This is a genomic window from Pseudomonas sp. 1L-E-NC-VB-C3 (assembly GCF_057291535.1).
On record NZ_JBXAWD010000007.1, the window covers coordinates 22,062 to 36,036 of the forward strand.

9 protein-coding genes are annotated in these 13,975 nt (G+C 60.6%); 6 read left to right on the top strand and 3 right to left on the bottom strand.

Features of this window, described 5'->3' with window-relative positions:
* The first annotated feature begins 56 nt into the window (after nt 1-56).
* The 5 genes from aceK to AC0Z5Z_RS12995 all read left to right on the top strand — a co-directional run bounded on the left by aceK (nt 57) and on the right by AC0Z5Z_RS12995 (nt 8,468).
* A complete protein-coding gene (gene aceK, locus AC0Z5Z_RS12975; RefSeq protein ID WP_056783617.1) occupies nt 57-1,778 on the top strand; it encodes a bifunctional isocitrate dehydrogenase kinase/phosphatase in 1,722 nt (573 codons plus the stop codon).
* Between the two features lie 274 nt (nt 1,779-2,052).
* Nucleotides 2,053-5,964, top strand: coding sequence for an ATP-dependent RNA helicase HrpA (hrpA, locus tag AC0Z5Z_RS12980; RefSeq protein ID WP_485611183.1), 3,912 nt, complete (start codon nt 2,053-2,055; stop codon nt 5,962-5,964).
* A 402-nt stretch (nt 5,965-6,366) separates the two neighbouring features.
* Nucleotides 6,367-7,488, top strand: coding sequence for a beta-ketoacyl-ACP synthase III (locus tag AC0Z5Z_RS12985; RefSeq protein WP_016771207.1), 1,122 nt, complete (start codon nt 6,367-6,369; stop codon nt 7,486-7,488).
* Between the two features lie 135 nt (nt 7,489-7,623).
* Nucleotides 7,624-8,235 carry an RNA polymerase sigma factor gene (locus AC0Z5Z_RS12990; RefSeq protein WP_041478829.1) on the top strand — a complete coding sequence of 204 codons (612 nt, stop codon included), beginning with the start codon at nt 7,624-7,626 and terminating at the stop codon, nt 8,233-8,235.
* Nucleotides 8,229-8,468 carry an anti-sigma factor family protein gene (locus AC0Z5Z_RS12995; RefSeq protein WP_236167956.1) on the top strand — a complete coding sequence of 80 codons (240 nt, stop codon included), beginning with the start codon at nt 8,229-8,231 and terminating at the stop codon, nt 8,466-8,468. Before AC0Z5Z_RS12990 ends, AC0Z5Z_RS12995 begins: the two co-directional genes overlap by 7 nt.
* 176 nt (nt 8,469-8,644) lie before the next feature.
* On the opposite strand, the gene AC0Z5Z_RS13000 is transcribed toward AC0Z5Z_RS12995, so the two are convergent.
* Nucleotides 8,645-9,967 carry a putative porin gene (locus AC0Z5Z_RS13000; RefSeq protein ID WP_041478827.1) on the bottom strand — a complete coding sequence of 441 codons (1,323 nt, stop codon included), beginning with the start codon at nt 9,965-9,967 and terminating at the stop codon, nt 8,645-8,647.
* A gap of 280 nt (nt 9,968-10,247) precedes the next feature.
* Here AC0Z5Z_RS13000 and AC0Z5Z_RS13005 point away from each other — a divergent pair, with 280 nt between their 5' ends.
* The gene (locus tag AC0Z5Z_RS13005) at nt 10,248-11,372 is read left to right on the top strand and encodes a GNAT family N-acetyltransferase (RefSeq protein WP_485611184.1); all 1,125 of its coding nucleotides are present in this window, start codon (nt 10,248-10,250) and stop codon (nt 11,370-11,372) included.
* Nucleotides 11,373-11,489: 117 nt separating this feature from the next.
* Here AC0Z5Z_RS13005 and AC0Z5Z_RS13010 read toward each other — a convergent pair whose 3' ends face one another.
* Nucleotides 11,490-13,322 carry an ABC transporter ATP-binding protein gene (locus tag AC0Z5Z_RS13010; RefSeq protein WP_095180666.1) on the bottom strand — a complete coding sequence of 611 codons (1,833 nt, stop codon included), beginning with the start codon at nt 13,320-13,322 and terminating at the stop codon, nt 11,490-11,492.
* 88 nt (nt 13,323-13,410) lie between these two features.
* Complete coding sequence (locus tag AC0Z5Z_RS13015) at nt 13,411-13,974, bottom strand: peptidylprolyl isomerase (protein ID WP_252868970.1); 564 nt, start codon at nt 13,972-13,974, stop codon at nt 13,411-13,413.
* Between the last annotated feature and the right edge of the window lies 1 nt (nt 13,975).

The following is a 13,975-nucleotide window of genomic DNA, read 5'->3' on the forward strand; positions in this document are numbered from 1 at the left end:
GCGAGCGCTTCCGTGACTAAGCTCAGACCAACCGAATTCCCGCCGAGGTTTCATTTATGTCGCAGCAATGGCCAGCCACCGAGATCGCCCGGATGATCCTCGCCGGCTTCGACGATTACCGCGAGCATTTCCGCCGCATCACCGATGGCGCGCGGGAGCGCTTCGAACAGGCGCGCTGGCAGGAGGCGCAGGCCGCGTCGGCGGCGCGGATCAGTCTGTATGAGGAAAAGGTCGGCGAAACCGTCGCTCGCCTGCGCGAGTATTTCGACGAAGAGACCCTGATGAACGTCAGCTGCTGGCCGCTGGTGAAAAGCGCCTATATCAGTGTCATCGACCTGCGCTTCGACGATGAACTGTCCGAAACCTGGTACAACTCGATTTTCTGCGGGCTGTTCAGCCACGACCTGATCAGCGACGGCTGCATGTTCATCCACACCACGCGTCCTAGCCTGCGCCGTGCCCGCGCCGCGCAAACCCGTACGTACAAGCCGCAGGGCCAGTTGTCCGGGATGCTCGCCAGCATCTTCGCCGATTACCGCTTCAGCGAGGATTACGCTGATTTGCCCGGCGACTTGCTGCGGCTCGAAGCGCAATTGCGCGAGAACCTGCCGGACTGGGTGTGCAAGGACCCGGAACTGAGTGTCGAGCTGTTTTCCTCGGTGCTCTACCGCAACAAGGGCGCGTATCTGGTCGGACGCATCTACACCCGCGACGAGCAATGGCCGCTGGTGATTCCGCTGTTGCACCGCGAAGGCCGGGGCATTCAGATCGATGCATTGATCACCGACGAAGCCGATGTGTCGATCATCTTTTCTTTTACCCGTTCGTATTTCATGGTCGATGTCCCGGTGCCGGCGGAGTTCATCGGTTTTCTGCGGCGCATCCTGCCGGGCAAGCACATCGCCGAGCTGTACACCTCGATCGGCTTCTACAAGCACGGCAAGTCGGAGTTTTACCGCGCGCTGATCAATCACCTGGCCAACACTGACGACCAGTTCATCATGGCCCCGGGCGTGCGCGGCATGGTCATGAGCGTGTTCACTTTGCCGGGTTTCAACACCGTGTTCAAAATCATCAAGGACCGTTTCTCGCCGTCGAAGAACGTCGACCGCGCCACGGTGATCGAAAAATATCGACTGGTGAAAAGCGTCGATCGGGTCGGGCGCATGGCCGATACCCAGGAGTTTGCCGATTTTCGTTTTCCCCTGAGCAAGTTCGATCCGGCGTGCCTCGAAGAACTGCTTGAGGTGGCGCCGTCGACGGTTTCGGTCGAAGGCGAAACCGTGCTGATCCGCCACTGCTGGACCGAACGCCGGATGACCCCGCTCAACCTGTATCTGGAAAATGCCAACGACGCCCAGGTACGTGAAGCGCTTGAGGATTACGGCCTGGCGATCAAGCAGCTGGCGGCGGCGAATATTTTTCCCGGGGATATGCTGCTGAAGAACTTCGGCGTCACTCGACACGGCCGGGTGGTGTTCTACGACTACGACGAAATCTGCTTCCTGACCGAAGCCAACTTCCGCCACATCCCGGCACCGCGCACGCCGGAGGATGAAATGGCCTCTGAGCCGTGGTACTCGATCGGCCCGCTGGACGTGTTTCCCGAAGAGTTTCCACCGTTCCTGTTTGCCGATGCCGGACAGCGCAAGCTGTTCGATCAGTTGCATGGCGAGTTGTACAACGCCGATTACTGGAAGGGCTTGCAGGAGGCGATTCGGGCGGGGAAGGTGATAGACGTCTTCCCATATCGGCGCAAGGGCCTCGACAACGAGTAGCTCTTTTAAAAGCCCCTCACCCCAAGCCCTCTCCCAGAGGGAGAGGGAGCTGACCGAGGTGTCTTGGGTCAAACGCCGACCTGAAAGAGCTCGGCGATTATGGATTCGGCAAAGCTCTTTCAGGTCGATGTACCTTTGAAGCATCCCCCAATCGGTCCCCTCTCCCTTTGGGAGAGGGCTAGGGTGAGGGTCGCAATCCCCCTGACACGCCACAACCCCCCCAAATCTGCGACAATCCGCCCCTGCATAAATAGACGACCGAATTGCCTACCCGATGACCGACGAATCGCCCTCCATCGACAAACTGCTGAAAAACCTCGATCACGCTATGCTCGCCGACCGTCACCGGCTGCGGCGGCAGTTGCTTGAACTGCGCAAGAGACCCGACGAGGCCAAACTGGCCCAGTGGGTGACGCGCATGCAGGCGTCCTGTGATCAGGTACTGGCGCGTCGCGCGAGCCTGCCGGTGATTCGTTACGACGACAGTTTGCCGATCGCGGCCAAGCGCGACGAAATCAAAAAGGCCCTGGAGCAACATCAGGTGCTGATCATCGCTGGCGAAACCGGTTCGGGCAAAACCACCCAGTTGCCGAAAATCTGCCTTGAAATCGGTCGTGGCCAGCACGGTCTGATCGGCCATACCCAGCCGCGTCGGATCGCCGCGCGCAGCGTCGCCAGCCGTGTCGCCGAAGAACTCGGCACGCCGCTTGGAGCGCTGGTCGGCTATCAGGTGCGTTTCGAAGATCAAAGCGATGCCAACACCCTGATCAAACTGATGACCGACGGTATCCTGCTGGCGGAAACCCAGAACGATCGCTACCTCGAACGCTACGACACGATCATCGTCGACGAAGCCCACGAACGCAGCCTCAACATCGATTTCCTCCTCGGTTACCTGAAAACCCTGCTGCCACGCCGTCCCGACCTGAAGGTCATCATCACGTCGGCGACCATCGATCTGGAGCGCTTCTCCAAGCACTTCGATGACGCGCCGATCGTCGAAGTGTCGGGTCGTACTTTCCCGGTGGAAACCTGGTATCGGCCGCTGACGCTGGAGCAGGACGAAGAGGGCAACCGGGTCGAGGATGACCTGACCGTCGATCAGGCGATTCTCGCCACCCTCGACGAAATCGCCGCCTACGAGCGCAGCGAACGGCGCAGCCCCGGCGATGTGCTGGTGTTCCTGCCCGGCGAGCGCGAGATTCGCGATGCTGCCGACATGCTGCGCAAGGCCCAGCTCAAGCACACTGAAATCCTGCCGCTGTACGCGCGCCTGTCGCCGGCTGAACAGCAGCGGATTTTCCAGTCGCACCCGGGCCGCCGTGTAGTGCTGGCGACCAACGTCGCCGAAACCTCGCTGACCGTGCCGGGCATTCGTTACGTGATCGACAGCGGCACCGCGCGCATCAGTCGCTACAGCTATCGGGCCAAGGTGCAGCGCTTGCCGATCGAAGCGATTTCCCAGGCCAGCGCCAATCAGCGTAAAGGTCGCTGCGGGCGGGTCGAGCCGGGTATCTGCGTGCGTTTGTACAGCGAAGAGGATTTCCTCGGCCGCCCGGAATTTACCGATCCGGAAATTCTGCGCACCAACCTCGCCGCCGTTATTTTGCAGATGCTCCATCTGCGCCTTGGCGAAATCACCGCGTTCCCGTTTATCGAACCGCCGGACGGCAAGGCGATCAGCGACGGTTTCAACCTGCTGCAAGAACTGTCGGCGGTGGATCGCAACAGCCAGCTGACGCCACTCGGTCGACAATTGGCGCGCTTGCCGGTCGACCCGCGCATGGGCCGCATGCTCCTGGAAGCGGCCAGGCTCGGCAGCTTGCAGGAAGTGCTGATCGTCGCCAGCGCCATGTCGATTCAGGACCCGCGCGAGCGTCCACCGGAGCGTCAGCAAGCGGCGGATCAGGCCCATGCGCAATGGAAGGATCCGGATTCCGACTTCGCCGGGCTGGTCAATCTGTGGCGTGGTTTCGAAGAGCAACGTCAGGCGCTGACCGCCAACCCGCTGCGCAACTGGTGCCGGAAGAATTTCCTCAATTACCTGCGCTTGCGCGAGTGGCGTGATTCTCATCGTCAGTTGAGCCTGATCTGCCGCGACATGCAGCTGAGTCTGAACAAAGAGCCGGCGGATTATCCGAAGCTGCACAAAGCGGTACTGGTCGGCTTGCTCAGCCAGATTGGCCAGAAAACCGAAGACGGCGATTACCTCGGCGCGCGGCAACGGCGCTTCTGGATTCATCCGTCGTCGGGCATCGGCAAGAAGCGTCCGCAGTGGCTGATGACTGCTGAGCTGGTCGAAACCACCAAACTCTACGCGCGCATGGTCGCCAAGATCGATGCCGACTGGATCGAACCGCTGGCCGGGCACCTGATCAAGAAAAACCATTTCGAGCCGCATTGGGAGAAGAAGCGCGGGCAGGTCGTAGCTTATGAGCAGATCACCCTGTTCGGCCTGATCGTGGTCGGTCGCCGCCCGGTGCATTACGGCCCGGTCGATCCGGTGGTGTCGCGTGAGCTGTTTATCCGCGAAGGTCTGGTGCGCGGCGAGATTCAGTCGCGGGCCAAGTGCCTGAGCGCCAATCAGAAACTGCTCGAACAGCTCGACGAACTGGAAGCCAAGGCTCGCCGTCGCGACATTCTCGCCGACGAAGAAACCTTGTACGCCTTCTACGATGCGCGTCTGCCGGCGGAGATCCACCAGACCGCGACCTTCGACAGTTGGTACAAGGTCAACAGCCAGAAAGACCCGCAGCTGCTGATCATGCGCGAAGAAGACGTGCTGGCCCGCGAGGCCAGTGAAGTCACCGCCCGTGATTACCCGGACACCCTGCACATCGGCGATCTGGAACTGGCGCTGACCTACCATTTCGAACCCAATCACCCGCGCGACGGCGTGACCTTGCGCGTGCCGGCGCCGCTGCTGCCGATGCTGCCGCCGGAGCGTCTGGAATGGCTGGTACCGGGCCTGATCGAGGCCAAGTGCATTGCCCTGGTGCGCAACCTGCCGAAAGCCCTGCGCAAGAACTTCGTGCCAGTGCCGGACTTCATCAAGGCCGCGTTGCAGCGCATGACTTTCGCCGAAGGTTCGCTGCCGCAAGCGCTCGGTCGCGAGCTGCTGCGCATGACCGGCGCGCGGGTCAGTGATGAGGCGTGGGCGGAAGCGGCGCAGCAGGTTGAAAGCCATCTGCGCATGAACCTGGAAATTGTCGATGGCGAGGGCAAGTTCCTTGGCGAAGGCCGCGATCTGGCTGAGCTGACCGCACGCTTCGCCGAAGCCAGCCAGGCCGCGCTGGCGGTGCCGCAGAGTGCGAAAAGTCAGCAACCGATCGAGGCAAAAGTCTTTGCCCCGGTGGCGGAAAAGACCCAGCAGAAGATCGCCGGGCTGTCGATGACGGTGTACCCGGCGCTGGTGGAAGAGGGCGGCGCGGTCAAGGAAGGGCGCTTCTCGACCCCGGCCGAAGCCGAGTTCCAGCATCGTCGGGCCTTGCAGCGTTTGTTGATGCAGCAACTGGCCGAGCCGGCGAAATTCCTCCGGGGCAAGTTGCCGGGGCAGACTGAACTGGGCTTGCTGTATCGCGAACTGGGCCGCGTCGATGCGCTGGTCGAAGACATTCTGCTGGCCAGCCTCGACAGCTGCATTCTCGAAGGTGAAGACCCGTTGCCCCGCGATGGCGCCGGATTGGCGGCACTGGCCGAACGCAAACGCGGCAACTGGACCGAGCACGCCGAGCGGGTTGCGCGGCTGACGCTGGAAATCCTCAAGATCTGGCACGGTCTGCAAAAACGCTTCAAGGGCAAGATCGATCTGGCGCAAGCGGTGGCGTTGAATGACATCAAGCAGCAGATCGGCAATCTGGTCTATCCGGGGTTTGTCCGCGAGACGCCGATGCAGTGGCTTAAAGAGTTGCCGCGTTACCTGAAAGCGGTCGAGCAGCGTTTCGAGAAACTCGGCGCACAGGTGCAGAAGGATCGCGTCTGGAGTGGCGAACTCGCTGGCCTGTGGGCGCAATACCAGACCCGCGCGGCCAAGCATGCGCAGGAAGGCAAGCGTGATCCGCAGCTGGAGTTGTACCGCTGGTGGCTGGAGGAATACCGCGTGTCGTTATTTGCTCAGCAGTTGGGGACGAAAGTGCCGATCTCCGACAAGCGCCTGAGCAAACAGTGGAGCCAGGTCGAGCCCTGACCTGCAGCCATACACAATCCCCCTGTGGAAGCGGGCTTTGTGGCGAGGGGATTTATCCCCGTTGGGTGGCGAAGCCGCTCCAAAAACTGCAACCTCGGTTCATCAGCTATACCGAGCGTGGTGGGTTGGCGACTGCTTCGCAGTCGAACGGGGATAAATCCCCTCGCCACAGAGTTGAGTTCATATGGTGAATGGCAGTTGTGCTTGAGAACGGCGCCAAAACCTCGGGTTTATGGCAAACTTCGCCACCATAACCCGCCGTTTCGCGACCCAGAGCCTTCGGCCGTGTCGCGCTGCGGAATAAACGATGCCAGGTTTGCGTCCCCCGGATGGGAATAGACCCTTTGCGTGTTGGTACGACGGTTCCAGCACTTTCTGCCTGAACAGATTAGAGAAACGACCATGCATAACGTCGTCATCAGCGGCACCGGCCTGTACACACCGGCCAACAGCATCTCCAACGAAGAGCTGGTGCAGTCTTTCAATACCTACGTCGCCCAGTTCAACGCCGATAACGCCGAGGCCATTGCCAGCGGTGAAGTCCAGGCCCTGACTGAATCCAGCGCTGCGTTCATCGAAAAAGCCTCTGGCATCAAGAGCCGCTTTGTCATGGACAAGGACGGCATCCTCGATCCGCAACGCATGGCCCCGCGCTTGCCCGAGCGCTCCAACGACGAATGGTCGGTGCTCTGCCAGATGGCCGTTGGCGCAGCCGAGCAAGCCTTGCAGCGAGCCGGCAAAACCGCAGCCGACATCGACGGCGTGATCGTCGCCTGCTCCAACCTGCAACGCGCTTACCCGGCCATCGCCATCGAAGTCCAGGAAGCGTTGGGCATCGAAGGTTTTGGTTTCGACATGAACGTGGCGTGTTCTTCCGCCACCTTCGGCATCCAGGCCGCCGCCAACAGCGTGCAACTGGGCCAGGCGCGGGCGATCCTGATGGTCAACCCGGAGGTCTGCACCGGGCACCTGAACTTCCGTGATCGCGACAGCCATTTCATCTTCGGCGATGCCGCGACTGCGGTGATCATCGAACGCGCGGATCTGGCGACCTCCCCGTACCAGTTCGACGTGGTCAGCACCAAATTGCTGACCAAGTTCTCCAACAACATCCGCAACAACTTCGGCTTCCTCAACCGCGCGGCAGAAGAGGGCATCGGTGCCCGCGACAAGCTGTTCGTGCAGGAAGGCCGCAAGGTGTTCAAGGATGTCTGCCCGATGGTCGCCGAGCTGATTGGCGAGCATCTGGAAGAGAACCAGCTCAACGTTGGCGACGTGAAGCGTTTCTGGCTGCACCAGGCCAACCTGAGTATGAACCACTTGATCGTGCGCAAGCTGCTCGGCCGCGAAGCTACCGAAGAAGAAGCTCCGGTGATTCTCGACAGCTACGCCAACACCAGCTCGGCCGGTTCTGTCATTGCTTTCCATAAATATCAGGATGATCTGGCCTCGGGTTCGCTGGCGGTGCTCAGCTCCTTCGGTGCCGGTTATTCGATCGGTAGCGTGTTGCTGCGCAAGCGCTGAAACAGGTTAATTTCCCCTTAATCGCGTCGATCTTTCCTACATCCGAAGCGATTGAAACGCTGTAATTTTTCGGACGTCGCGGCAGGTGCACACCTGCCGCGTTCATTTTCGAAGTCCGGACAAGGGGATTGATGGATGGCGGCTGACGACACCCAACTGCTCACGCGCCTGCTGGCGGGGGAGCAAAAGGCTTTCAAGGAACTGGTCACCACGTATCAGAGCGCCATGCGCGCTGTGGCTTACGCGATTGTCGGCCAGCGTCATGTCGAGGAAGTGGTGCAGGATGCCTGGCTGTCGGTGGTGCGCCATCTGGCCAGCTTCGAAGGCCGTTCCAGCCTCAAGACCTGGTTGCTGACCATCACCGCCAATTCGGCCAAGAGTCGCTACAAGCTCAATCGCCGGGAGGTCCTGCTCGACGACCTGCCATCGCCCCACGGCACCATCGGTGACGATCGCTTCTCTTCCAGCGATGGCCACTGGCTGGTCGCGCCGTTCGCCTGGCACCAGGACACCCCCGAAGCGCTACTCACCGAAAACGAACTGCGCGAATGCCTCGAACATACGTTGCTGAGTCTGTCCGAGTTGCAGAGCAGTGTCCTGCTGTTGCGCGAACGCCAGGGCCTGGAGCTGGAAGAGATCTGTAATCTTCTGGAGATCTCGCTCTCCAATGTCCGCGTGCTGCTGCACCGGGCACGCTTGAAGGTCTTTGCGACCGTGGAACATTTTGAGGAGACAGGAGAATGTTGACCTGCAAGGAGCAAGTGGCACGATCCAGCGATTATCTCGACGGCCAACTGAGCTTTCGCGAGACGCTGATGGTGCGTCATCACCTGTTGTTCTGCCCGAACTGCCGGCGCTTCATGCGGCAGATGCGCGTGATGCAGGCAACCCTGAAGGCGATGCCGGACAAACCGGACGAGAACGTCGATGCCTTGGCCGAACGCCTGGCCGAGCAACGACGAAAAGACAACCCCCTGTAGGAGCTGTCGAGTGAAACGAGGCTGCGATCTTTTGATCTTGTTTTCAGTATCAAGATCAAAAGATCGCAGCCTTCGGCAGCTCCTACAGGGGTTTTTGCATCCTGCAGAAATAACCCGGTGCGGGTGAAACGAACGGATGATGGGGATCGTCCCGCCCGCACCGGGCTATTACTTTCTTAGAACTTCGCTTCAGCATCCAGCTGCAGGGTGTTGGCATCTGCATCGCGCTGGCTGCGGCTGGCGAAGTCGGCCTTGGTCAGGAAGTACGTGGCGCCGACGGCGAAGTTCTTGTCGATGTCGTAACCGACCTTGAACTTGTGCCCGCGCGAACCGGTGGTGCCGTTGGCGAAGTCGGAGTCGGTGAAGGCGCCGACCACGGCATTGCGCTGCACGTCGCGATAGTTGTAGTCGAGGTTGAAGCCGAAGACTTTCGACTTGGCGCCGAGCAACCATGCGGTGTCCTGATCGGTCACGGCATCGTTGTTCTTCACGTACTGGCCGTAGAACGACAGTGGCATTGGCAGGCCGCCGATGTCGATCTGGCTGAACCCTTCATACAGACGGAATTCGTTGTTCGCCGAGTTGCCGTTGACTGCCAGGGCGCACGGCGTCGAGGTGCCGGTGCAGCGGCTGTCTTCGTCGTTCTGGTAGGCGTAGACGCTGCCGCCGACGGTCATTTTCAGGTTGTCGGTGATGTTGAAGCGGCTACCCAACTGGCCAGCGGTCAGGCGCAGGTCGTGGCGGAATTGCACGCCGTCGCCGTCAACGTTGTCCTTGAGGTTGTAGTTACCCAGGCTGCCGAACAATTCGGCGCTGCCGCCCAATGGATACTTGTAGGTAACGGCCAGACCTTCCGGGTTGATATCGCTGTCCCAGATCACGTCGCCCATGCTCACCCACGGTTGCAGCATCTTGCCGCCGATCACGTGCAGGTTCTTGATCTGATCAGGGTGATAGTCGATGTAGCCGAGGTCGAGCCAGATCTGCTTCTTGTCGAAGTAGTTGTCCTGATCCTGGTTGGTCGAACGCGCGTCGTCACCGCCGCCAGTGGCGATGCGGATACCGGTGTCGACTTGCGGGTTGATCTCGGTGTAGGCGCCCAGACGCGCACGGATGCGCTGGCGATCCTTGTCGCGGCCGCCGTTGTTCGGCTCGCCGTCGATCTTGATGGTTTCCTGGCGGATACGTACGTCGCCCTTGAACTGGGTCTTGGCCGCCCAGGCCAGTTTCTGGTCGAACAGGCTCTGTTCGTTGGTCTTCTTCGCGACCGCCGCCACTTGTTCGTTGGTTTCCTGCTGCGCCTGTTGGGCGATTTGCTGAGCCTTCTGATCCTTGGCCAGTTCTGTTTGCAGCTCGATGTACTGCGCCTGGGAAATCGACCCGTTGGCCTTGAGCATGTCGAGCAGTTTGGCGTCGACTGCAGCACTGGCCGGAACGCTCATGGCCAGCAACAAGCCGCCGCACAGGGCCGCTGCAGTTTTCGTGGAAGCAAGACGCATAGCAATCTCCGAAGATGAAGGGGATGGCTGAACCATCCTGGGCACAACCGGCTGAAGGCCGGAAAACTGTGTCCGGGTTAGAACCCGGCGCTCTAAAAACAGGCGCCAGTATCGCGATGGTTTATGACAGAGCGGTGGCACAGTGATGGCAGGTTGATGACGATGCGTATCAGGCGTGAACTATCGAGTTAGAGCGCTGTCGGCCGATTGAGCGTGTGCAACGGGGTCGCGATCAGCGATACTCGCCGGGCTTTGTCGCCAAGCTGTGGAGTGCCAGTGAATGCCGTTGCAACGCCTGCAAGACGTGTCAGAAATCGCCCCGGCAAGCTGGGATGCGCTGGTGCCGGACAACCAGCCGTTCCTGCGCCACGCCTTTCTCAGTGCGCTGGAAGACAGCGGCAGTGTCGGCCCGCATTCGGGCTGGCAGCCCGAACATTTACTGCACATCGAAGATGATCGACTGATCGCCGCACTGCCCAGTTATCGCAAGTGGCACTCCTACGGCGAGTACGTCTTCGATCACGGTTGGGCTGACGCCTGCGCGCGTGCCGGCATTGATTACTACCCCAAACTCCTGACTGCCGTGCCCTTCAGCCCGGTCAGCGGTCCGCGCTTGCTGGCGGCGAAGGTCGAGGACGGTTTCGAACTGCTGAAAAGCCTGCCGGGCTATCTGCAGATCGAAGAACTGTCCAGCGCGCACATCAATTTCACCGATCCGTTTACCGATGCTGCGATGGCCGAGCAACCGGGTTGGCTGCAGCGCATCGGCTGTCAATATCACTGGCAGAACCGTGGTTACCGCGACTTTCAGGACTTCCTCGACGCCCTCAGCTCACGCAAGCGCAAGCAGATGCGCAAGGAACGCGAGCAGGTGGCGGGGCAGGGCTTCGAGTTCGAGTGGCTGGAGGGGCGTGAGCTGGACGAGGCACAGTGGGATTTCGTGTACGCCTGCTATGCCAACACCTACGCGGTGCGGCGTCAGGCGCCGTATCTGACGCGGGAGTTCTTCAGCCTGCTGGCCGAACGTATGCCCGAAGCGATTCGCGTGGTCTTGGCCAAACAGGGCTCCCGGCCAGTGGCGATGGCGTTCAGCCTGGTCGGTGGCGACAGTTTCTACGGGCGTTATTGGGGCTGCCTGGCCGAGTTTGATCGGCTGCATTTCGAGACGTGTTTTTATCAGGGCATGGATTACGCGATTGCCCATGGCATCCAGCGTTTCGATGCCGGGGCGCAGGGCGAGCACAAGTTGATTCGCGGCTTCGAACCGGTGATCACCCATTCCTGGCATTACCTGCGCCATCCGGGGTTGAAAGCGGCGGTGAAGGATTTCCTCCAGCAAGAGCGCGCTGGGGTTCTGGCGTATGCCGAAGAGGCGAGAACGGCGTTGCCCTATCGCCAAACCTGACCATGATCGTTCCCACGCTCTGCGTGGGAATGCAGGCCGTGACGCTCCGCATCACTGGACGCGGAGCGTCCCTTGAGGCGTTCCCACGCGGAGCGTGGGAACGATCATATCGCGCGATCAATCGATGCCGACAAAGCCTCCGGTCTGGTGTGCCCACAAGCGCGCATACAAGCCGCGATGGGCGAGCAGTTCGGCGTGGGTGCCGCTCTCGGCAATCTTGCCGTTTTCCAGCACCACCAGGCGGTCCATGCGCGCGATGGTGGAGAGACGGTGGGCGATGGCGATTACGGTTTTGCCCTGCATCAAGGTCTCGAGGCTTTCCTGGATCGCCGCTTCGACTTCCGAATCCAGTGCCGAGGTGGCTTCGTCCATGATCAGGATCGGCGCGTCCTTGAGTAGCACCCGCGCGATCGCGATGCGCTGGCGCTGACCACCCGAGAGTTTCACCCCGCGCTCGCCGACATGCGCGTCGAAACCGGTGCGGCCTTCAGCGTCGGACAGCAGTGGAATGAACTCATCGGCGCGAGCCTTGTGCACCGCCTCCCACAGTTCGGCGTCGGTGGCGTCGGGTTTGCCGTAAAGCAAGTTGTCGCGGATCGAGCGGTGCAACAGCGAGGTGTCCTGAGTGATCATGCCGATCCGCGCACGCAGGCTTTCCTGGCCGACTTCGGCAATGTTCTGCCCATCGATCAGGATGCGCCCGCCCTCGACGTCGTACAGGCGCAGCAACAGGTTGACCAAGGTTGATTTGCCGGCGCCGGACGGGCCGATCAAGCCGATTTTCTCCCCCGGTTTTATCGTCAGATTGAGGTCGCCGATGATGCCTTTCTTCTTGCCGTAGTGAAAATCCACGTGCTCGAAACGCACTTCGCCCGAGGCCACGGCCAGCGGTTTGGCCTGCTCGCGGTCGGTGACGCTGACCGGTTGCGAAATGGTGCGCAGACCGTCCTGGACCATGCCGATGTTTTCGAAAATGCCGGTGACCACCCACATGATCCAGCCGGACATGTTGACGATGCGAATCACCAGGCCGGTGGCCAGGGCAATCGCGCCGACGGTGATCAGCGACTGCGTCCACAGCCACAATGCCAGCGCGGTGGTGCCGACGATCAGCAGGCCGTTCATGGTGGTAATCGCCACGTCCATGCTGGTCACCACGCGACCGGCCATCTGCGCTTTGACGGTCTGTTCCTCGATCGCTTCCTTGGCGTAGTGCTGTTCGAAGTTGGTGTGAGCGAACAGTTTCAGCGTGGCGATGTTGGTGTAGCCGTCGACGATACGGCCCATCAATTTCGAGCGCGCGTCAGAGGCTTCCACCGAACGCTCTTTCACGCGCGGCACGAAGTAATACAGTGCGCCGATGTAGGCGACGATCCAGGTCAGCAACGGGATCATCAGGCGCCAGTCGGCCTCGGCGAACAGCACCAGCGAGCTGATCGCATAGATCACCACGTGCCACAGCGCGTCCACCGCTTGCACGGCGGAATCGCGCAGCGAGTTGCCGGTCTGCATGATGCGCTGGGCGATGCGCCCGGCGAAGTCGTTCTGGAAGAAATTCAGGCTCTGCTTGAGCACGTAGCTGTGGTTCTGCCAGCGGATCATGCTGGTCATGCCGGGGCTCAGGGTCTGATGCACCAACAGGTCGTGCAGGGCAAAGAAGATCGGTCGCAACACCAGGGCGACCACCAGCATCCAGGTCAATTCGAGGGCGTGGTCGCTGAAGAAATTCGGGTTGGGTGTGCCTTGGGCCAGATCGATGATGCGGCTCAGGTAACTGAACAGCGCAACCTCAATCAATGAGGCAAACAGGCCGATGACGAGCAGGGCGGCGAAACTCGGCCAGACCTGCTTCAGGTAGTAGATATAGAAGGGCCAGACACGGTCCGGCGGGGACGCCGTCGGGGCGTCGCGGAAGATATCGATCAGTTGTTCGAAACGGCGATAGAGCATCAGATAACCGCCCGGAATCCGGGCTCTCCTTTTATCAGTGCGAGCGGCGCAGGCTCAGCCCGGCGCCGCTCTATATGCCCGGCGAAACTCAGTCGATGCGCTTGGCCGACTTGATGATCACAGGGTCGACAGGCACGTTCTGCATGCCGCTTTTGGTGGTGGTCTGCGAGTTGACGATGACGTCTACGACATCCATGCCCTTGACCACTTTGGCGAACACGGCGTAACCGGCGTCACGGCCCGGATCGAGGAATGCATTGTCGGCAACGTTGATAAAGAACTGGCTGGTCGCCGAGTCAGGAATGGAAGTACGCGCCATCGACAGGGTGCCACGAACGTTGTGCAGGCCATTGCTGGCTTCGTTCTTGATCGGCGCCTTGGTTTCTTTCTGTTGCATCTGCTGGGTGAAGCCGCCGCCCTGAGCCATGAAGCCCGGGATCACGCGGTGGAAAATGGTGTTGTTGTAGAAACCGCTGTCGACGTATTCAAGGAAGTTCTTCGTGCTGATCGGTGCCTTGACCGGGTCCAGTTCGATTTCGATCTGGCCGTTGGTGGTGTCCAGCAGCACGTGGGGCGCCTTGGCCGGGGTAGCAGCCATCAGGTTGGCGGCAAACAGTACAGAGCCGGCGGCGAGGGCGAGTTTTTTCAGCATG

Coding starts and splice junctions, on each gene's coding strand:
- aceK (WP_056783617.1), top strand. CDS start 57: ATGTCGCAGCAATGGCCAGCCACCGAGATCGCCCGGATGATCCTCGCC.
- hrpA (WP_485611183.1), top strand. CDS start 2,053: ATGACCGACGAATCGCCCTCCATCGACAAACTGCTGAAAAACCTCGAT.
- AC0Z5Z_RS12985 (WP_016771207.1), top strand. CDS start 6,367: ATGCATAACGTCGTCATCAGCGGCACCGGCCTGTACACACCGGCCAAC.
- AC0Z5Z_RS12990 (WP_041478829.1), top strand. CDS start 7,624: ATGGCGGCTGACGACACCCAACTGCTCACGCGCCTGCTGGCGGGGGAG.
- AC0Z5Z_RS12995 (WP_236167956.1), top strand. CDS start 8,229: ATGTTGACCTGCAAGGAGCAAGTGGCACGATCCAGCGATTATCTCGAC.
- AC0Z5Z_RS13000 (WP_041478827.1), bottom strand. CDS start 9,967: ATGCGTCTTGCTTCCACGAAAACTGCAGCGGCCCTGTGCGGCGGCTTG.
- AC0Z5Z_RS13005 (WP_485611184.1), top strand. CDS start 10,248: ATGCCGTTGCAACGCCTGCAAGACGTGTCAGAAATCGCCCCGGCAAGC.
- AC0Z5Z_RS13010 (WP_095180666.1), bottom strand. CDS start 13,322: ATGCTCTATCGCCGTTTCGAACAACTGATCGATATCTTCCGCGACGCC.
- AC0Z5Z_RS13015 (WP_252868970.1), bottom strand. CDS start 13,974: ATGCTGAAAAAACTCGCCCTCGCCGCCGGCTCTGTACTGTTTGCCGCC.